The sequence below is a fragment of the Flavobacterium sp. WC2421 genome (assembly GCF_040822115.1).
Lineage (GTDB): Bacteria > Bacteroidota > Bacteroidia > Flavobacteriales > Flavobacteriaceae > Flavobacterium.
Window position 1 is genome coordinate 2,061,999 of the sequence record NZ_CP162004.1, and the last position, 20,739, is coordinate 2,082,737.

Annotated in this window: 17 protein-coding genes; 12 read left to right on the forward strand and 5 right to left on the reverse strand. The window is 33.3% G+C overall.

All coding sequences use genetic code 11. The features are described from left to right. Positions 1–94 precede the first annotated feature (94 nt). From ftsY to AB3G33_RS08940, 7 genes are all read left to right on the forward strand, one after another. Complete coding sequence (ftsY, locus tag AB3G33_RS08910) at positions 95–1,048, forward strand: signal recognition particle-docking protein FtsY (RefSeq protein ID WP_367768377.1); 954 nt, start codon at positions 95–97, stop codon at positions 1,046–1,048. 256 nt (positions 1,049–1,304) lie between these two features. Next, positions 1,305–2,402 carry a sensor histidine kinase gene (locus tag AB3G33_RS08915; protein WP_367768379.1) on the forward strand — a complete coding sequence of 366 codons (1,098 nt, stop codon included), beginning with the start codon at positions 1,305–1,307 and terminating at the stop codon, positions 2,400–2,402. Further along, positions 2,402–3,739, forward strand: coding sequence for a sigma-54-dependent transcriptional regulator (locus AB3G33_RS08920; protein WP_367768382.1), 1,338 nt, complete (start codon positions 2,402–2,404; stop codon positions 3,737–3,739). The genes AB3G33_RS08915 and AB3G33_RS08920 overlap by 1 nt, the downstream gene beginning before the upstream one ends. A gap of 202 nt (positions 3,740–3,941) precedes the next feature. Then, the gene (locus tag AB3G33_RS08925) at positions 3,942–4,166 is read left to right on the forward strand and encodes a hypothetical protein (protein ID WP_367768385.1); all 225 of its coding nucleotides are present in this window, start codon (positions 3,942–3,944) and stop codon (positions 4,164–4,166) included. Positions 4,167–4,172: 6 nt separating this feature from the next. After that, the gene (locus tag AB3G33_RS08930; protein WP_367768388.1) at positions 4,173–5,453 is read left to right on the forward strand and encodes a Glu/Leu/Phe/Val dehydrogenase; all 1,281 of its coding nucleotides are present in this window, start codon (positions 4,173–4,175) and stop codon (positions 5,451–5,453) included. A gap of 90 nt (positions 5,454–5,543) precedes the next feature. Next, positions 5,544–5,969, forward strand: a complete 426-nt coding sequence (locus AB3G33_RS08935; protein WP_367768390.1) for a GreA/GreB family elongation factor — start codon at positions 5,544–5,546, stop codon at positions 5,967–5,969. Continuing rightward, the gene (locus AB3G33_RS08940; protein WP_367768392.1) at positions 5,957–6,376 is read left to right on the forward strand and encodes a hypothetical protein; all 420 of its coding nucleotides are present in this window, start codon (positions 5,957–5,959) and stop codon (positions 6,374–6,376) included. The genes AB3G33_RS08935 and AB3G33_RS08940 overlap by 13 nt, the downstream gene beginning before the upstream one ends. Before the next feature lie 61 nt (positions 6,377–6,437). Here AB3G33_RS08940 and AB3G33_RS08945 read toward each other — a convergent pair whose 3' ends face one another. Beyond that, complete coding sequence (locus tag AB3G33_RS08945; RefSeq protein WP_367768395.1) at positions 6,438–7,514, reverse strand: serine hydrolase domain-containing protein; 1,077 nt, start codon at positions 7,512–7,514, stop codon at positions 6,438–6,440. Between AB3G33_RS08945 and AB3G33_RS08950 the strand changes: the two genes are divergently transcribed. The 3 genes from AB3G33_RS08950 to AB3G33_RS08960 are packed head-to-tail and all read left to right on the forward strand — an operon-like array spanning position 7,498 to position 8,447. Further along, a complete protein-coding gene (locus AB3G33_RS08950; RefSeq protein ID WP_367768398.1) occupies positions 7,498–7,725 on the forward strand; it encodes a hypothetical protein in 228 nt (75 codons plus the stop codon). The two genes, AB3G33_RS08945 and AB3G33_RS08950, sit on opposite strands and share 17 nt — an antisense overlap. A 4-nt stretch (positions 7,726–7,729) precedes the next feature. After that, a complete protein-coding gene (locus tag AB3G33_RS08955; RefSeq protein WP_367768401.1) occupies positions 7,730–8,170 on the forward strand; it encodes a lipocalin family protein in 441 nt (146 codons plus the stop codon). Continuing rightward, on the forward strand, positions 8,151–8,447 hold the full coding sequence (locus tag AB3G33_RS08960) for a DUF721 domain-containing protein (RefSeq protein ID WP_367768404.1): 297 nt from the start codon (positions 8,151–8,153) through the stop codon (positions 8,445–8,447). The genes AB3G33_RS08955 and AB3G33_RS08960 overlap by 20 nt, the downstream gene beginning before the upstream one ends. A gap of 157 nt (positions 8,448–8,604) precedes the next feature. Here AB3G33_RS08960 and AB3G33_RS08965 read toward each other — a convergent pair whose 3' ends face one another. Then, complete coding sequence (locus AB3G33_RS08965) at positions 8,605–9,024, reverse strand: nucleoside-diphosphate kinase (protein WP_367768408.1); 420 nt, start codon at positions 9,022–9,024, stop codon at positions 8,605–8,607. Positions 9,025–9,108: 84 nt separating this feature from the next. After that, on the reverse strand, positions 9,109–10,698 hold the full coding sequence (gene bshC / locus AB3G33_RS08970) for a bacillithiol biosynthesis cysteine-adding enzyme BshC (protein WP_367768411.1): 1,590 nt from the start codon (positions 10,696–10,698) through the stop codon (positions 9,109–9,111). A gap of 104 nt (positions 10,699–10,802) precedes the next feature. Here bshC and AB3G33_RS08975 point away from each other — a divergent pair, with 104 nt between their 5' ends. Further along, positions 10,803–12,086 (forward strand): MFS transporter, encoded by a 1,284-nt coding sequence (locus AB3G33_RS08975; protein ID WP_367768413.1) that lies wholly within the window; start codon positions 10,803–10,805, stop codon positions 12,084–12,086. 5 nt (positions 12,087–12,091) lie between these two features. On the opposite strand, the gene AB3G33_RS08980 is transcribed toward AB3G33_RS08975, so the two are convergent. Both AB3G33_RS08980 and AB3G33_RS08985 read right to left on the reverse strand, forming a co-directional pair. After that, complete coding sequence (locus AB3G33_RS08980) at positions 12,092–14,185, reverse strand: T9SS type B sorting domain-containing protein (RefSeq protein ID WP_367768416.1); 2,094 nt, start codon at positions 14,183–14,185, stop codon at positions 12,092–12,094. Positions 14,186–14,248: 63 nt separating this feature from the next. Then, the gene (locus tag AB3G33_RS08985; protein WP_367768418.1) at positions 14,249–18,316 is read right to left on the reverse strand and encodes a T9SS type B sorting domain-containing protein; all 4,068 of its coding nucleotides are present in this window, start codon (positions 18,314–18,316) and stop codon (positions 14,249–14,251) included. A gap of 168 nt (positions 18,317–18,484) precedes the next feature. On the opposite strand from AB3G33_RS08985, the gene AB3G33_RS08990 reads away from it, so the two are divergent. Then, complete coding sequence (locus AB3G33_RS08990) at positions 18,485–20,713, forward strand: radical SAM protein (RefSeq protein ID WP_367768420.1); 2,229 nt, start codon at positions 18,485–18,487, stop codon at positions 20,711–20,713. The last annotated feature ends 26 nt before the right edge of the window (positions 20,714–20,739 follow it).

Here is a 20,739-nt window from a genome sequence, read left to right on the forward strand (position 1 = left end):
TCGGAAGTAGCTTTTTTATTTTCTATCTTTACCGATTAGGAAATCGTATTAGTTCATTGTACCTAATGATTCATTTTTAATACTGTATAATACCATGAGTTTTTTTAAAAGAATATTTTCATCTGAAAAAAAAGAGACCTTAGATAAAGGTCTTGAAAAATCAAAAACAACTTTTTTTAGTAAATTAAGTAAAGCTGTTGCAGGGAAATCTAAAGTAGATGATGCTGTTTTAGACAATTTGGAAGAAATACTCGTTTCTTCTGATGTGGGAGTTGATACTACCTTAAAAATAATTACACGTATTGAAAATCGTGTAGCTTCAGATAAATACCTTGGTATAGAAGAACTCAATCAAATTTTACAAGAAGAAATTGCTGCTTTATTATCAGAAACAAATACTGGTGAAGCAACTGAATTTGTTATTCCTATACAAACTAAACCATATGTTTTAATGGTAGTAGGTGTAAATGGAGTAGGAAAAACGACTACTATAGGTAAATTAGCTTACCAATTCAAAAAACAAGGTTACAATGTTGTTCTAGGTGCTGCGGATACGTTTCGTGCCGCGGCAATTGATCAATTGCAAATTTGGGCAGATAGAGTAGGAGTTCCTATTGTAAGACAGAATATGGGAAGTGATCCAGCTTCTGTTGCGTTTGATACGTTACAGTCGGCTGTTGCTCAAGGAGCAGATATTGTTATTATTGATACAGCGGGACGTTTGCATAATAAAGTGAACTTGATGAATGAGTTGACCAAAGTGAAACGTGTGATGCAAAAAGTGGTAGCTGATGCTCCACATGATGTTTTATTGGTTTTGGATGGTTCAACTGGTCAAAATGCTTTTGAGCAAGCCAAGCAGTTTACTGCAGCTACTGAGGTTACTTCACTAGCGATTACTAAATTAGATGGTACTGCCAAAGGTGGTGTTGTCATTGGCATCTCAGATCAATTTAAAATTCCTGTGAAATATATTGGAGTTGGTGAAGGGATTGAAGATTTACAAGTCTTTAATAAATTTGAATTTGTAGATAGTTTTTTCAAATAAAAGGACCCCATGAATTTTTCTTCAATAAAAAAATTAAGTGCTATTTATCTTTATTTAATTAGTGTTGTTTGCTTTGTGATAGCTAATGTTATCCGTGAATATAATATTATTTTGTATTATATTTTACTAGTATTAGGTGTTGGTTTTTTTGTTATTGGTTTTACCAAGAGGTTAAAAAAGCAATAGGCCTATTTAAAGAAATAATTTGAAAAGCTATAGTTTGTTTTATTTTTCAATAATTAGCACATTATGAGTTATGGATTTTATATCTACCGAAGAAATTCTTAAAGAAAGGATTAAAGAATTATCTTGTTTATATGATGTTTCTTCAGTAATAATGCAACATGAAGATTCTGTTACAAATATTTTAGATAAAATTTGTTCCATCTTAAAATGCGCTTGGCGATTTTCTAATGATTCAATCGTAGAGTTAGAGTTGGATTCTTATTACCATACTACGGCTACAATTCCAGAACATACCGTTTTTCAAAAATCTTCCATTTCTATTTTTAATGAGAAAAAAGGGTATATTAAAGTGCATTATCCATCCGGACAATTTTCTAAAAAACATTTTTTGGGTGATGAAGAAAAGCTACTTAATAAAGTGTCTTCAGATATTAGTGTTTTTTATGAGAGACATTTAAATAAAGACAAAGAAGAGCTTTTAAAGAGAAGTGCCGAGCGTGTCGATCGACTTTCTATTCTTGGTGAAATAACTGCAGGAATAGCTCATGAATTGAATACTCCACTTGGTAATATTCTTGGTTTTGCGGAATTTATTAAAGAAAGAACTACAGAAAAACAATCACAAATGGATAGTGCAAAGATTATTAAAGCAGCTATTTATTCTAGGGAGGTTGTGAAAAAACTGATGTTTTTTTCTTGTGAGATGCCACAAAACATGAAATTTGTAAAAATTACGCCCATAGTTACAGATGCTTTGAGCTTATTAGGACCTAATTTTAAAAAAGCAGGTCTAAGTTATGAAGTCGATTTTAAGGATTTAGAATTAGAAGCGCAACTTGATCCCATTCAACTTACTCAAGTTTTATTTAATATCTTGATAAATTCGATCTATGTCTCCCCACTGAATACAGTAATTAAAGTTAGTGTATATACTGTCGAAGATCATTTTGTTATCGAAATAGGAGACCAAGGTCCTGGGATCAATAATGCTTATAAGTCTAAGATTTTTGAACCTTTCTTTACTACTAAGCCTATAGGCGAAGGTTCGGGATTAGGTTTGAGCGTGGTCCACGGGATTGTTAAAAGCCATAAAGGAGATATTTCTACCAGGGACAATCATCCTAATGGAACTATTTTTCAAGTTAGATTACCTTTAAAAATGTCTTAATGAAATTAAAGAAAGAAAATATTTTAATAGTAGATGATAACTATGATATGCTTGAGTTGCTTCATCGCAATTTAAAAGCTCAAAATTTTCATACTTATAAGGCATCTTCGGTAACAGAGGCAATTGAAATTTTAAAATTAAGTACTATTGATTTATTGATTACGGATTTACAGATGCCTGGTATAAATGGAATTGAGTTAATCAAATATGTTAGAGAGCATTTTCCCTTGATTCCAAAACTTGTAATTACAGGATTTCCTTCTGTTGACAGTGCTGTTGAAGCAGTTAAGTCTGGAGCCATAGACTATTTAGCCAAACCATTTACTAATGAGGAACTCAAAAAAGCGGTGCAAAATTTGATTGATTCTAAAGAAAAAATCAATAATAGTATTGCAGTAGTTAAAAGCCTTAGTGTCGATACTAATATGGAATATGCTGGTATCGTCGGTCAGTCCCAGCAAATTGTTGAGTTAGTTGATTTAATTCAACGTGTAAAGGATAATCGAGCAACGATACTTATCCAAGGAGAAAGCGGTACTGGAAAGGAATTGGTAGCTAGAGCAATTCATTATAAAGGAATATTTTCTTCAAAACCTTTTATTGCTGTCAATTGTGGTGCAATACCTGAGAATTTAATGGAGTCGGAGCTTTTTGGTTATGTAAAAGGAGCTTTTACGGGTGCTAATGAAACTAGAGGAGGTTTTTTTCAAGCTGCAGATGGTGGCACTATTTTTTTAGATGAAATTGGTACAGCACCGTTGAATGTTCAAACTCGATTGTTGCGAGTTTTACAAGAAAAAGAAGTGTGTATGATAGGCTCTCAAAAAGCACAAAAAGTGGAATTGAGAATAATCACTGCTACAAATAATGATCTTTATGAAATGTCTAATAACGGGAGTTTTCGTGAAGACCTTTACTATAGATTAAATGTTGTTAATATTGAAACTCCACCTTTAAGACTAAGAAAAGATGATATAAAGCTGCTCTTGACCACTTTTCTTACAAAATATGGTAATGAATATAATAAACCAAATATTACAATTTCTGATAAAGTAATAAAGGTTTTATTGCGTCATTCTTGGCCGGGAAATGTCAGGGAGCTTGAAAATGTTGTTCAAAGAATGATCATCATGAGTAATGAGCAAATTGAGGTTAGTGATGTTCCAGAATATTTAAAATATCCGATGCCTTTTGAAAAAGAAGAGTTGAAGTCGCTAAAAGACATTGAGAAAGCACATATTCTTAAAGTGCTTTTGGCAGTTGATAATAATAAAACACGAGCGGCAGAGATTCTTCAAATTGATCGAAAAACGCTTCGTCAAAAATTAGATAACTAGCTTTTTTTTAGCGGGTAAATTCTCCTATATCGGGTAATTTCTCCTCAGTTATTTTTCACATAATATCATTTTATTTTTCTTAAACCCCTTAATTTTAAGGGGTTTGTTGTTTTTGGTATGCGCTAAATATTCGATTGGCATATCATTTGTCTATTGTTAGGGAAAACAACTGTTTTTATATAAACAAGAATTAAAATTATAAATGATGAACGCATTAAGTAAACAAGGAATTGATCATGTTCCTATAGTCATCGATTCAAAAATTAGAGAGGACAAAAGAATTATTGATGTTAATTTCTCTTTTATTACAGAAGGAAAATTGGTTTCAGCAAATGATGTGATTAGAGGGTTGTGCATTAATTGTGATAAAAAAGCGCATTGTGCGTGGCAAGGAAATAATAAAGTGTTTTGTGAACATTATAAATAAGAGAAAATGATAGATATAAAAGAGGTAGCTAAAAAAAGTATGTTAGATAATGTAATGTATCAGTTTAATAAAACGGCTGATGCCATTAAATTAAATCCAAATATTAGAAATATTTTATCAATAACAAACAATGAAATTATTCTTCATTTTCCTGTAAAAATGGACACAGGTGAAGTTAAGATTTTTACAGGATATCGTGTACAGCATAATAATGCATTAGGACCATATAAGGGAGGGTTGCGTTACCATCCAACTGTAGATGTTGAAGACGCGAAGGCGCTAGCTATGTGGATGACATGGAAAACTTCATTGGCAGGATTACCTTATGGTGGTGCCAAAGGTGGAATTCAAATTGATCCAAGAGACTATTCTATAGGGGAACTAGAGCGAATAACAAGACGTTTTACTTATGCCCTAGGTGAAAATATAGGTCCCGATCATGATATTCCAGCTCCAGATGTTAATACAAATGAGCAAACGATGGCATGGATGGCAGATACTTTTATGTCTACTAAATCAACTTCGGAACGCTCTCGTAATCAACATGTAGTTACAGGAAAGCCAGTGGGATCTGGTGGGTTAGAAGGAAGAAATCGTTCTACTGGTTATGGAGTGTATTTAACTATTAAATTATTGTATAAAAGTAAGGGGGAAAACTTGAAAGGAAAACGATTTATTGTTCAAGGTTTTGGTAATGTGGGATACTGGACTTCTCATTTTTTAACAAGTGAAGGAGCAATTTTACTTGCTGTACAAGATGCTCACGCCACTATTATTAATGAAAATGGAATTACGGTCGAAGATTTATTTGAACATTCAAAACCAAGAAAAGGATCAATCAAGGGATTCGCAGGAGCTGAGGAAATTAATCCTGAATTGTTTTTTGGGCTTCCATGTGATATCCTTATTCCCGCAGCATTAGGAAACCAAATTACGGAGGAAAATGCTTATTTAGTAAAAGCGGATGTTGTGGCTGAAGGGGCAAATGGACCAATCGATATGGAAGGTGAAAAAATATTATTGCAAAATGGGATTACCATTATACCAGATATTCTATGTAATTCAGGAGGAGTGATAGGAAGTTATTTTGAGTGGTTGCAAAATAAGAATGGAGAACTTTGGCAATTGGAAGAAGTGATGCAAAAGATTGATAAAAAACTCACAGAGGTATTCTACAAAGTTGAGGGACTAGTAATAGAGGGAAAAATTGATTGGAGAACGGCGGCATATATTTTAGCGATTACTAGGATTGAAACTGCTTACATTCAAAGAGGTATATTTCCATAATCGATTTTTAATTTGTTAAATTTAAATAGGGCCTTTATAGTTGCTCTTCATTACTATAAAGGTTTATTGTTACTATAACATGAATAAATTATGAAATACGGTCAATTAATAATAGATGAAAAGGAGTACGGTTTATTGATGCAAAGTATAGCGAATTCACGGAGTCACGAAGATCAGATTTATAGAGATTCAATCAAAAAATTGAAAGCCGAAATGTTGACGGCTAAGTTAATGAATTATAACACCATTCCGGAAGACGTGATAAGGTATAATTCAATTGTTAAGATCAAGACTCCATTTAATGTGGAATGCTGTTATCAAATTGTAACTCCAGAAAAGAGTAATATTAAACAAAATAAAATTTCGATTTTATCCCCAATGGCATTAGCACTTTTTGGTTACGCCAATGGAGATACAATTATTTGGAAATTCCCTACAGGTATTAATACGATAGAAATTATTTCAGTTTCACAAGAAAATTGCCTATTAAATAAAGAAATCATATGGAAGATTTAATTTATAAACACGAGACGGTTGAGGAGATTCAGATGAAGTTTATGGATAAAGATATTGAACTTTGGAAAGAAGACATTTCTATTATTAGGGTAGAAATTCTTTTTTTTAAAAGAATGTTGACTTCATCTATTTTTAAAAATTTGAATCCCAATCAACAAGGAAAAGATGATTTAATTAATGACTTGACGTATGTTAAAGAAATAAATGAATCCTATTACAATTTATTATTGGATTTTGTAAATAAGTTGAGTAAAATAAAGGAATGTGATGATGTTCAATGCGAAACATTCTATTTGAATAATCATACAAAGTTTAGAAAAGATATTGAGAGTCATTTTTCGGCTTATCGATTTTATAAGATGAATATTATTTTGTTTTTTGACAATTGTCTCGACGATAAAATATAAAAAAAGTTTGTGGTTTACTTTTGGTTGAAAACACATTTGGAGTAAATTCAAATGTGTTTTTTTATTGGTATAAAGCACTTATTTTTTGCCAAAGTACATCGTCAAAATCAGATAAAGCGAGATTGACATTATCTGCAGCATCTCCCATTCTGATGACTACCATATTCTTGCTAGGGATGATGTATATTTTTTGATCATTTTTACCTAATGCCATAAACATATCGTTGGGTGCAGAAGGAATTATACTTCCAGAGAACTGTAATTGTGATTGCGGTAAATGGTAGCTACTTTTTCCGTTCAACCACCATAAATAGCCGTAACCTAAATTGATGTTTTGTGAAGTGTTTGTGGTAGCATTAAAATAGTTTTCGTTTAGGATTGTAGTATTATCCCATTTTCCTTTATTGGCCATTAAAAGTCCGAAACGAGCCATACTTCGTGTTGTACTGGCATAAACGGAATTATTACCTGATTGAAACCAAGTGCCATCCATTCCTATTTTATCTCTTAATCTTGTATTGAAATAAGTGTTCCAAGTTTGATTTGATGCTTTAGCAATTACATCTTGTAGTTTTACGTATACATTGTGATAAGCCCAGCGGGTTCCTGCATCTGCTTTGTAAGTAAGACTTGCTGGATCTACTGCGTCGCCGTTGTCAATATCTTCTATTCCAGAAGTCATGGTTAGTAAATGTTTATTAGTAATCAAGTTTTCTTTGGATATAGGCAAACTAGTCCATCCTATGCCAATATAATCAGATACTTTATTATTAATGTTTAAGTAGCCTTCTTGTTCTGCGATTCCAGTGAGTGTTGAAGTTAATGTTTTTCCAGCACTTGCCCAGTACCAATTAGTTGTTGCTGAATGTCCGTTGAAATAGTTTTCCATTACAATTCGTCCGTTGACAAGGATGATGAAAGATTTTGAGTTTTTTAGTGCTAAATAGTCTAGTAATGGTTTAACTGCTGTTTGTTTCCAGTTTAAGCTGGCTATTGATTTTGTTTCCCAAGTTGTTCCAGTAGTTGGGGGAAAATAAGTAGTTTCGGTTGGTGCAGGTGTAGGAGTCGTTGTAGGTTCTGAGCTACAACCGATACACAAAAAAAGGATAAACAAACTAGAAATGGCTTTTGATATCATAGCAGGATACGTTTTTTGTAAGACCAAAAATATGCAAAATAGTTTAATGTGTTTTGCAATTTTTCTTTTGTTTGAGTTTTTTAAAGTTAACTTTGTAGTATTAAAAAAAAATAGAATTTATTTCCATAAATCCATAGCCCTGATGGAAGCGGCATCCCTCGCTTTTTTGCGAGGATACAGCGGACAGCAGGAAAAAGCTCCTAAAAAATAATTATATGAAAAACACGTTTAGAATTCTGTTACTATCTCTTTTTTTTGTGGGTTGTCAACAAAAGATTCAGCCTACTGATATTGTAAAAATCAATGGATATTGGGAAATTGAAAAAGTGGTTTTTGACAAAGGGGAAGACAAGGACTATAAGATGAATGAAAGCTACGACTATTTTGAAATAGCGAATAATAAGGGGATTCGAAAGAAAGTAATGCCACAGTTGAACGGAACATTTTTAGTTAATGATACGGATGAAAAGGTAAATGTGCGTTTTGATAAAGACAAAGTATATTTGGATTATGGGACTGATTATGCAAAATGGAGTGAGGAACTAATTGCATTGTCAGATAAAGAATTAGTGTTGAAAAATACAGAGAATAAGGAATATCATTATAAAAAAACGGGACCGATAAACTTGACAGGAGATGGCGAAAAGACTAAATAATCAGAGTACAGTAGGGGATGTTTTGAAACAAATAATCCAAGTGAATAAACTGCAACCAGGAATGGACCAAATTGATGTTAAAGACGCTTGGAGTAACTTGATGGGAAATGGGGTCAATAGCTATACCCGAAATGTAGTTTTGAAAGGAAGCACTTTGTATGTGGAGTTAACGTCATCCGTATTGCGTGAAGAGTTGAGTCATGGAAAGGCTAAGATTGTGAAAATGATCAATGAAGAGCTTCGGAGAGAAGTGGTAACGACTGTTGTTTTAAGATAATGATTTGCGATTGTTGATTAACAATTTCAGATTTCAGATTTTTCTGATTGTAAATAAAAAAATCCCGTCTCGATTTATTGAGACGGGATTTTATATTTTTTTGATGATTTTTAGTATCCAATCAGCGATTGAGTTCTAAAAACCGTAAAACTGAGTACTAGAATTGCTCTCTTCCTGCAAAATGGAAAGCACCTTCGATAGCTGCATTCTCATCACTGTCAGAACCGTGAACTGCGTTTTCTCCAATTGAAGTGGCGTATGCTTTACGGATAGTTCCTTCAGCAGCTTCAGCTGGATTAGTAGCACCAATTAGAGTTCTGAAATCTTCAACAGCGTTATCTTTTTCTAAAATAGCAGCAACGATTGGTCCTCTTGACATAAATTCAACTAATTCACCATAAAAAGGTCTTGCAGCGTGAACAGCATAAAATGCTTGAGCATCAGCAACCGTAAGTTGAGTTAATTTTAAAGAAACGATTTTGAAACCTGCATTAGTAATCATTGCAAGTATGTTTCCGATGTGTCCGTTAGAAACAGCATCAGGCTTAATCATTGTAAATGTTCTATTAGTAGCCATTTTTTATTTTTTAAATTTTGTGCAAAAATAGTTTATTTTGTTTAATAATGTTGCAATTTTCGCATTATAGTGCGCTAATTATATCTATAATGTAACAATTTCAAATGTTTGATCTAACGGATGCAACTGTGAAATTAATTTTGGGATTAAATTGGGTCCATTCTCGAGGTAAAATTCAGAAAAATTAATCTGGCGTTCCTGTAAACTTTTGTTAGGAAATAATTCGTTTTGTAATTCGGTTGCTCGTTCTATAAGTTCGCTGTATTTCCTTTTTTGTGCTTTAAGGAGCCTTTTTTCAAGGTTTTCTAATCCTTTTATTTGTTTTACTTCTTGTGCTTTCACTGCTCCCACAAATGATTTATCGGTTTGTTTTGCTAGTTCAAATAAATCAGCAAATTGCTTGTGCAGCAGTTCTTTTTGAGGAGTTAAATCAATAGGAAATTCAGAATTTTTCAGGGTAATGGTATTTATTAGTTCTGATTGTTTTGAAAATAAATCACTCCATTCTAAATTTAATTTATCTATTTTTTTGATTTGTTTTTCTGTAGCTAATAGAACTGAATTTCGTACCAAAAGTATTGGAAAAGTAATGTTTACCGCATTAAAGAATGATTTTAATTCTAACCAATAGGCTATTTCTCCGCCTCCGCCTATGTAGCAAAGGTTTGGTAAAATAACTTCCTGATACAATGGCCTCATGATCACGTTTGGGCTAAACATTTCTGGATTAGAATCAAGTGATTTTAAGATTTCATCTTCAGTAAATTCAATTTTGGTATGGTTTACTTTGTAAATATCATTTTCAAAAACGATACGTTGGCGTAAATGATCTTCGATATAAAACAAATTGATTTCTCGAGGATTTACTTGAACGGTATAATCTTTTAGTTTTTCGACTGTTTCAAGTACTAATTTATGAGATTTTTGATGAAGTAATTCTTCTTTTATATATGGAATAAAAGTCCTTTTGAGGTCCTTATCATCTGCATCAAGAATTACTAAACCATAAGTACCAAAAAGAACATTTGCTAAATGCCGCGTTGCATTGGCTAGATTGTCATGTTGCAAGTACGCTTCTTTAAATAGTTTTTTTATCGCAGTTGCATTAGTACTTGTTCCTAATTCCTGTTCATAGATTTCAAAAAAGGCATCAAGACCTTCAGTAGATAATCGGCCTACAGGTCCCGTACTTTCGGTATTCCATCTGAATTTTTTGCCTTTGAAATTAAAATAATTGATTTCTTCAAAATCATGATCTTCGGTTGCCATCCAGTAAATTGGGACAAAATTATAGGCTGGATATTTTATTTTTAATTCCTCAGTAAGATTGATGGTAGAAATAATTTTGTACAAAAAATACAAAGGCCCACTGAATAAATTGAGTTGATGACCAGTTGTGACTGTAAATGTATTATTAACTTTTAAGGCTTCAATATTTTGTGTTGTTAATTGAGAAGTGGTAAGAGAAGCATATTGTTTTTCAATAACGGAAACCAATGTAGCTCTCATAGTATTGTCAAAATTGGCTTGTTTTTCTATGATTTGCCCTTCAAAATTTTCAAGTTTAGGAAAGCGGTTATATAATGGTTGTAAATTTGATTTTTCGTCTAAATAATCATTCATTAAAGAAGAAAAATACCCAGAAGTTTTATAGCTGATACAGTCGGTAGGCATAAGATAATTTATTTGATGTAAAAATACCGAAAAATTTTGGAACAAAATATATTTGTTACTTACGAAAAATAGTATCAATTTTATCGAAATTTTTTAACGTACTTATGAAAGATAATTTAAGTTCTAAGAAAGAAAACTCATTAAAACATGTTCTTTTTGGCAGTTTAATTGGTACAACAATTGAGTTTTTTGATTTCTATATTTATGCCAATGCCGCGGTTTTGGTTTTTCCACAATTATTTTTTCCGTCTTCGGATAGTACCAATTCGGTTTTACTGTCGTTAGCCACTTTTTCAATAGCTTTTCTTTCTCGACCATTAGGTTCAGCGGTATTTGGCCATTATGGCGATAAGATAGGTCGCAAAACAACTTTAGTAATTGCTTTATTGACAATGGGAATTTCTACAGTGAGTATTGGTTTTTTACCTAGTTATGCCAGTATTGGGATTGCGGCTCCCTTGTTGTTAATGTTGTGTCGCTTTGGTCAAGGTGTTGGTTTAGGTGGCGAATGGGGTGGAGCGGTGTTATTGGCAATTGAAAATGCACCCTCTGATAAACGGGCTTGGTATGGTATGTTTCCGCAATTAGGAGCACCAATAGGTTTATTGCTTTCGGGAGGGACTTTTTTGATTTTGACAGATATACTTAGTCCCGAATCTTTCCTTGATTATGGATGGAGAATTCCGTTTATAGCCAGTTCTTTATTGGTTGTAGTTGGTTTTTACATCCGATTAAAAATTACTGAAACCCCAGCTTTCGAAAATGCTAAAATAGAACAAGAGGAAGTGAAAATTCCATTTTTTACTTTATTAAAATTTTATAAAAACCAATTGATTTTTGGGACATTTGCGGCTATTACTACCTTTTTGGTATTTTATTTAATGACGGTATTTACTTTGAGTTGGGCAACCTCAGATTTGGGTTATTCCAAAAGAGATTTTTTATTGATGCAGTTGTTTTCAGTATTGTTTTTTGCCCTTTTTATACCTATTTCGGCTTTAATTGCGGATCGAATTGGGCGTAGAAAAATGCTTATTTATTCCACAATCGCAATTGCAATTTTTGGTTTTATATTTTCTTTTTTCATGAATTCAGGAAATCCCGTTCTCGTGACTTTATTTTTATGTGTTGGAATGACTTTAATGGGATTTACGTATGGCCCTTTGGGAACTTTTTTATCGGAATTGTTTCCAACCAATGTACGTTATTCGGGGACATCTTTAGCATTCAATATGGCAGGAATTATCGGGGCCGCTTTTGCACCTATGATTGCGATTTGGCTGGCGACACATTATAGTTTGACTTATGTTGGTTTCTATTTAAGTGCAGCCGCTTGTATCTCTTTATTTTCGTTGTTAATGATTAGTAAAAAAGAGCATAAGTTTTAGTTGAATTAGCGTTTTAAGCTAAAATGCCCTCGGTATTCTATGCCATTTGCTCTAGTTACCACAAACCAATAATCGGTTGAGGGAAGTTCATGTCCGTTGAATGTTCCGTCCCAAGCGTTGCTGTGCGTTAATTCTTTGATGAGTTTACCATAACGGTCAAATATTTTTACGCTTAATCCTATCTCATCTGCTGAAAATTTAACTTTCCATGTATCGTTAAATCCATCTTCGTTTGGGGTGAAGAATTTAGGATACGTTATTGATGAATCAATGTCAGTTACTGGTTGACAATTTGCATCTGCTAAAATTCGGGTATTTATTACAATACGACTGCTTTCACAATTATTTATAGTTTGTGACGCATAATAATTTATTCCGTTTTTTAGTAAAGTTGTTTCAAGTAATTCAGTACCCCCAGTTTGTGAATCATACCATTTTATATTGTCACCGCTAATAATTACATTACTTAAAGTTGCATTTTGTTGTGTACAAAATTCCTGTGGAGAATTTGCTGTTGGTACTGTTTCAATGTTTATCACAACAGTAGCTGACTTCTTATCATCGCATCCACCAGTTCCTGTTATACTACAAGTGTATTGACCACTTTGTGATGCATTTGCATTTAATATGGATGGATTTTGTTCTAATGAATTAAAACCATTTGGTCCAGTCCAAGCATAATTAGTCCCGCCAGATGCAGATAGCTGTATGGAATTGCCCTCACAAATTGGAGAATTACTGGTAGCAGAAAGGTTTTGAGAGCACAATTGGAGTTTAACCACCCAAAAATCCTGTAGCCCACTTTTATTTTCTGTTTTATCTCCAGATATATTAGACTGTGACCAGCCTAACGCAACATAACCTCCATCTTTGGCTTGTACTATAGATTGTGTTTGGTCAAGACTATCACCGCCTACAGTTTTATCCCATTCAAATTGACCAGCTGCATCGAGTTTTACAATCCAATAATCACGGTCTCCCCTTGAAGCTTCAGTTTTGTAGCCTGAAATTCCCGAGTAGGACATGATGCCTAGAATAAAACCATTATCCGAGGTCATTCGGATATCTGCAAATACTTCAGTATCATTTGCTCCAATATTTTTTTGCCATAAAATTTGCCCAAAATCATTTAATTTGAGAATCCAAACATCATTAGAATTATTCAATGTATTTTCTGTTTTATCTCCAGAAATGTTGGAGAAAGAATCACCTCCTAAAATGTAATTGCCATCTGAGGTCGCTATTATAGATTTTAAATAATCTCCATTATTTCCTCCAATAGTTTTTTGCCAGACAATAGTACCTAAACTATCGATTTTTAAAACCCAGTAATCTCCTCCTCCTCTTGAATTTTGGGTTTTATCACCAGAAATATTTGAGTTTGAAGAGCCAGCTAATAGATAACCTCCATCAGCTGTTTTTAGTAGAGATTGAACCCAATCAGAATTGTCTCCTCCAAATGTTTTTTGCCACATTATATTCCCGGATGCATCAATTTTAATAATCCACATATCTAGATTCCCCTTTGAATTTTCAGTTTTATCTCCTGAAATGTTAGAGTCTGAAGAACCTCCCATAAGATAACCACCATCCACAGTTTGAATTATTGATGTCAATCGATCTACACCACTTCCACCATAGGTTTTGTCCCAAATAATATTCCGGTTTTTATCTAATTTTACAACCCAATAGTCATCTTGTCCCCTTGAATTTTGAGTTTTTTCTCCTGATATTCCTGAAGAACTGTAGCCACCAAGGATGTAACCGCCATCCTTCGTTTCTTTTGCTGAAGTTAAATGATCAAAACTGTTTCCGCCAATAGTTTTTTGCCATAATAAATTACCAGAAGTGTCATCAATTTTAATTAACCAATAATCACCTTCTCCTCTTGAATTTTCAGTTTTATCATCAGATATATTAGAGTAAGAATATCCACCCAAAATATAATTTCCATCATTAGACAGTTCTATAAAATCACTCCAATCATAATCATTACCTCCAATAGTATTTTCCCATTGTATGGTTTGGGAACTCATTCGGACAGAAAAAAAGATTGAAATGATTAGTGAGAGGGCAATGAGTTTTATATTTTTTATCATTAATTTTAAGGTTAGTGATTTGGAAAAGGATTGTTTTTGTTGACTAAAATGCTGTTTTCGGGATTATCTTTTTAAACTAAAATGACCGCGATATTCTGTGCCATTTGCTCTAGTTACCACAAACCAATAATCGGTTGCGGGAAGTTCTTGTCCATTGAGTCTTCCGTCCCAATCGTTATTATGCGTTAATTCTTTGATGAGTTTACCATATCGGTCAAATATTTTTACGCTTAACCCAATCTCAACATTTGAAAATTTGATTTTCCATGTGTCGTTAAATCCGTCGCCATTTGGAGTAAAAAACTTTGGATACATCAATAAATACACTTCATCAGTTACGGTTCCACAACCGTTTTTGTCTCGTACATGAACCGTATATTGTCCACTGATGATGTTTGTAAACTGAGGCTCATCTTGAAAATGAATGCCGTCGATGGAATATTCAAAATCACCAGCACCAGTTGCATACACTGTTATTGTATTTTGATTGTCGGTCCAGTCTTGTGTGTCAATTGAAGTTATTGTGGCGATATTGGATTGTCGTACTTCAAAATTCTTTGTACTTGAACATGAAATAGTAGAGTAATTATTAGTGACAGTAACAGAATAATTACCCGGATTATCCACATTTATGCTCGATGATGTTTCACCAGTTGACCATAAGTAAGTATCGTAATCCAAGCCTGCGTCAATAGTAATGGTATTGTTTTCACAAATAGGAACTACATCTGGGATTGTTATTTTAGGTTTCGACAAAAGAGTTAGTTTTAATTCGGAAATAGCATAACAAGGTGTATTAGAATTAATACGAACGTAGATTTTATTATCTCCTAAAGATAAATTAAAATTAGAAAAATTAGTAATTTGACTACTTACCAATTGATTTTCGGCAGCTGAATAATTTGAATAATACGAAAAAGTATATCCAGCAGTATTGGATATTAACTTTGAATTATAATCAGACAAATCCACTTTTTCAGAACCATCATTTAAATCATCACAAAACAATTCTGCATAATCATTTGCCGGTAAAGTACTGATAAGCGAAATTATAATGGCTAATTTATTTGTGCTCTCACAACCGTTTTCTGTTTGCGAAGCATAATAGGTTATACCGTCTTGCAAAGCGGTTGAATTGGATAAAAGAGTTCCACCAATATCATACCATTGTATAGCAGTTCCAGAAGCTACAATAGTATCTAAAGTTGGATTTTGACTTTTACAAAATGTTTGATTTGCACTTCCTGTTGGAGTGGGAGTATTTTGAATATTTATTAAAACAGAAATTCTATCACTTTCACAACCATCAATCGTTTGTGAAGCGTAATAGGTAATTCCGTTTTGTAAAGGAGTCGTATTTGCTAATAAATTACCATTAGTCAAAGCATCATACCATTTGATGTTTTGACCTGTTATTTTTATTTCGTTTATTGTGGCATTTTGTTGGATGCAAAAAGTTTGTGTAGATGGAGCAGTTGGTAATGGCTGAGCAATTATTGTAATAGTTTGATTTTGTGTTGATGTGTTTCCGTTTCCATCATTATATTCCCAAATAACGGTATAGTTGCCAGGCAAGCTGTACGAAAGCGGACTGGTGGTAGTCGCTGTAATAGTGCCTGCACATACATCAGTAGCAGTTGGAATTGTATTTATGATAGTTTTGCAATCTCCAGTTATTGTTGGAAGAAATGCAAGATTAGGAATGGGAGCCTCAATATCTCCAATGATTACATCCACTTTTTTTGTGTCATCACAACCTCCACTTCCAGTAATACTACAAGTGTATTGCCCACCATTTGAAGCTGTTGCATTAGGTATAGTAGGGTTTTGTATGGTAGATGTAAATCCGTTTGGACCTGTCCATACATAATCTGTTCCTCCAGATGCTTTTAGTTCTAAAGTGTTGCCAATACATATTGGGGAGTTACTAGTTACTAAAGCGCTTGATTCACAATCTTTAAACTTTATTAGATAGGCATCATTACCAGAATTATAAAGATTTGTTTGATGAGTATTTGGTGTTGCAATGTAATCTGAGCTACTTGTTGTCCCAGCTAGATAAATATTGCCATTGTTGTCGGTTGCAGATACATTTCCCGTACTTCCACCATAGTTTCCACCATAAAATGTGCCCCATTTTCTTTTTCCATTGTTATCAAAATTTTCTAAGTAAGCTTGAGCCCGTCCGTTATTATCTTCTTGATAAGCATTTGGAGTGGATATTGAAGGAATATTTATACTAGTAGTGCCGGTAAAATAAAGGTCACCATTTTTTGAAACAGATCCTTTTAGAGTTTCCGAAAAAAAATAAGTTCCCCAAATTTTATCGCCGTCTGAATTAAACTTAAAGATACAACCATTATTATCCGTAGCCCAAAATGAATCATTATATACTTCTTGAAAAACACCTGGGGTTGAAATGTTTGATAAACTTTGAGTCCAACCAAAAGTGTAGAGATAATTATTAGAATCAATTCCTAAAGAGAATGCATAGTCGTGTTTTTCGCCTCCAAAATAAGTACCCCAAATTCTATTTCCATTGGGACTAAATTTTATTAAAAAACTATCTGCATTAGAGTGACTAGGAGTATTTGTTGTATTTATTGAAGCGATATTATTTGAACTTGAGGTAATTCCTGAAAAATATAGAAATCCGTTGGAATCGATTTGAGAATCAGAAATGTAGTCGTCATCTAGTCCTCCATAATAAGTTCCCCATTCTTTATCTCCATCTGAATTAAATTTAGCAATGAATCCATCACTAAAATAGCCGTAAATAGGATTTAAACTAGGGTTGTCAATATTAATTTGATGTGCATTTGGAGTAGATATTTTTTTATCAGCAAATGTTGCTCCTGATATGTATATTTTTTCGGAAGAATCAATAGATAAGTTACTAATGCTACCCCAATAATATGTACCCCATTTTCTTTCACCATTAGTATCAAATTTCACAAAAAAGCCTGCCAGTTTTTGCCTTCCATCCTGAATAATTGAGTCGAAATTAGGTTCGAAACTATTAGGTGTAGAAATGTTATTGTCACTTAGTGTTTCCCCTACAATATATACATTTTGATTGTTTGAGACTTTTACTTGAAATATAATGTCCGCTTTTCTCCCCCCATAATAAGTACTCCAAACTCTTGTTCCATTACTGTTGAATTTCACTAAGAAGCTGTCATAGTCGCTAATTGAGGCATAATAGAATGTGTTTGCTCCAGCACTAGCAATATTATCGGTGCTAGTGGTTGTACCGGTTAAATAGATATAATCGTCTTTGCAAAAAAGAGATGTAGGAGTTTCTCCATTTTCTCCCCCAAAATAAGTTCCCCACAGCCTCACTGGAACAGGATCAATAATTACCGTTTTATTCGAGATAGCATTTGCTGTTTTAAATCCATACACATCTTTTTTAATTTTTGAATAAGCAACATTTATTGACTTTTTACTCATTCCGTCTTCGGTCCAACTGGCGGGAAGAGTTTCTTCCATTTCACCAAAACGAACTTGCATTTTGATTTTATTGTCAACTAATTCTGTTTTAGCACCATTAAATTTCAATTGTATATCTGATATGTTCCCTTTTGGATGTACCACAAAATTATATTCTACGGTTTTAAGCGTGTCTTTAGGGATGGAGAATACAACATCAATATTAGGGTAAATATTCTTGTAAGTGATTTGTTGGTATTGATGTACATTGATAACACCTTCTGGTTTATTGGGTATATTATAATAATTATCATAATCAGTAGATGCTTTGTTAGTTACTAATTCAACATTAGGATTTGAATTTACAAAATCAATATCTACTCTATGAAAAACGTATTCTAAAGTATAATCAGGTACTTTTTTATCATTATTTTTTAATGAAGGGAATGCTCTTTTTTCTTCTAAACGTTCTTTTATAGGATGTTTTTTCGTTTCATATATGTCATACGAAAATCCATCCTTTCTCAGTTGAACATTTAATCCTCTAGTGTTTAATAGGTATTTAACTGTATTATTTGGTTTGCCATTTTGGTCAATAATTTGCCCTTTGTTTTCTTTAAAACCAATTGTTTGACTACTCTTTTGGGCAAAAGAAGCTAGAGTTATTAATAAAAAAAGAAAGAGTAATTTTTGTTTCATTTTTACAATTTGGCAATTGTAAATGTAATTAAATATCTACAAATTTTGCAACTATTTAATTTAGATAGGGTTTCATTTTTTGAATTGAATTACCAATACAATTAGTAGTAGCATCTTTTCGTGGAAAGAACACAAATAACCCTTATTTTTGCACAAAACTTATTTCCTTTGAAAACTAAACTTTTCCTCATTACCCCGCCGTTTACCCAACTGAATACACCATATCCGGCAACGGCATATATAAAAGGGTTTCTGAATACTAAAAATATTGATTCAGTTCAGGCAGATTTAGGTATTGAGGTTATTTTAAAATTGTTTTCGAAAGAAGGATTGCAAAGTTTATTTGAAGTTGCAAGTTTAAAGTTTGCTACGCCAGTTCGACTTTCAGTCTCGGGTGAAGTTAGAGAAATTTCAGATAATTCCAAACGTATTTGCGCATTAAAGGAGGAATATATTAAAACAATCGATTCGGTAATTGCTTTTCTACAAGGTAAAAATCCAACCTTAGCTTTGCAAATTTGCCAAGAAGATTATTTGCCAGAAGCTTCTCGTTTTGCACAATTAGAAGAACTCGATTGGGCTTTTGGGACCATGGGAACACAAGATAAAGCGAAACATTTGGCTACTTTGTATCTCGAAGATATCTCCGATTTTATAGTGGAATGTGTGGATGCAAATTTTGGTTTCAGTCGTTATGCAGAACGTTTAGGAAGATCGGCAAATTCTTTTGATGAATTGTACGAGGCTTTACAACAAGAACCTACTTATATTGACACTGTTTTACTTTCGATTTTGCAAGAAAGAATTGAAACCATACAGCCCACATTATTCTTGATTTCAGTTCCCTTTCCAGGGAATTTATATAGTGCCTTTAGATCTGCACAATGGGTAAAAAAACACCATCCCGAAATTAAGGTTTCGATGGGAGGCGGTTTCCCCAATACCGAATTACGTTCGTTATCTGATGCTCGAGTTTTTGAATTTATTGATTTTATTACTTTGGATGATGGCGAAGCTCCTGTTGAGGAATTGATTGCCAATATTGAAGAACCCAATTACAAGTCTTTTAAAAGAACGTTTCTTCTTGAAAACGGAAAAGTAGTTTACAAAAATAATTCTACCAAAAGTGATTACAAACAATCCCAAGTAGGAACGCCAGATTATTCCGATTTGCCTTTGGATAAATACATTTCGGTTATCGAAATCGTAAACCCAATGCACCGCATGTGGTCTGATGGTCGCTGGAATAAATTGACTATGGCACATGGTTGTTACTGGGGAAAATGTACATTTTGTGATATATCATTAGATTACATTAAAATTTACGAACCAGTAGCTGCTAGTTTACTTTGTGATCGAATGGAGGAAATGATTGCGCAAACAGGTGAAAATGGTTTTCATTATGTTGATGAAGCAGCACCACCTGCATTGATGCGTGCCTTGGCTCTTGAAATATTGAGAAGAAAATTATCTGTGACTTGGTGGACCAACATTCGTTTCGAAAAAAGCTTTACTAAAGATTTATGTTTGTTGGTGAAAGCTTCCGGTTGTATCGCTGTTTCTGGTGGACTTGAAGTAGCTTCGGATCGTTTGTTAAAATTAATAGATAAAGGCGTAACTGTTGAACAAGTGGCTAAAGTCACTCGAAACTTTACGGAAGCCGGCGTAATGGTTCATGCGTATTTGATGTACGGTTATCCTACACAAACAATTCAAGAAACGGTGGATAGTCTTGAAATGGTACGCCAATTGTTTGAAGTAGGCGTATTGCAATCAGGGTTTTGGCACCAATTTGCCATGACAGCACACAGTCCAGTGGGATTGTATCCTGAGAAATTTGGAGTTGTAAAAGAAACCGAAGTTATTGGGACTTTTGCTAATAACGATATTAATTATATCGACTCAACAGGAATCGACCATGACAAATTCAGTTTTGGATTAAAGAAATCGTTGTTCAACTTCATGCACGGTATCTGTTTTGATTATGAGTTGCAAGATTGGTTTGAATTTAAAATTCCGAAAACTAAAATCTCTCCCGATTTTATTTTTGATGCACTTCAAGAAAACGATGGTTTTAATATCAAACCTACAGCCAAAATTGTTTGGTTAGGTGGAACCCCTTTTGTAGACTATTTTACTAAAACTAAAAAAGGAAATTCTTGGGAAATGATGAGTTTGACTTTTCATGATAAAAAAGAAAGTTTTACAATTCAAACCAACAAGGAAGAGGGCGAATGGCTTGCAGAAATACTTTTAAAAATAGCTGTTTCTAATGCTAAAATTTATTCTTTCCAAGAAATTAAATCTGATTTTGAAACTCATTTTGAAGACTTTGAATTATTTTGGTATTCAAAACCTATTAATTCATTAAGAGAATTTGGATTATTGGTGTTGTAGATTAATTTTTGATAGCTATACTAATT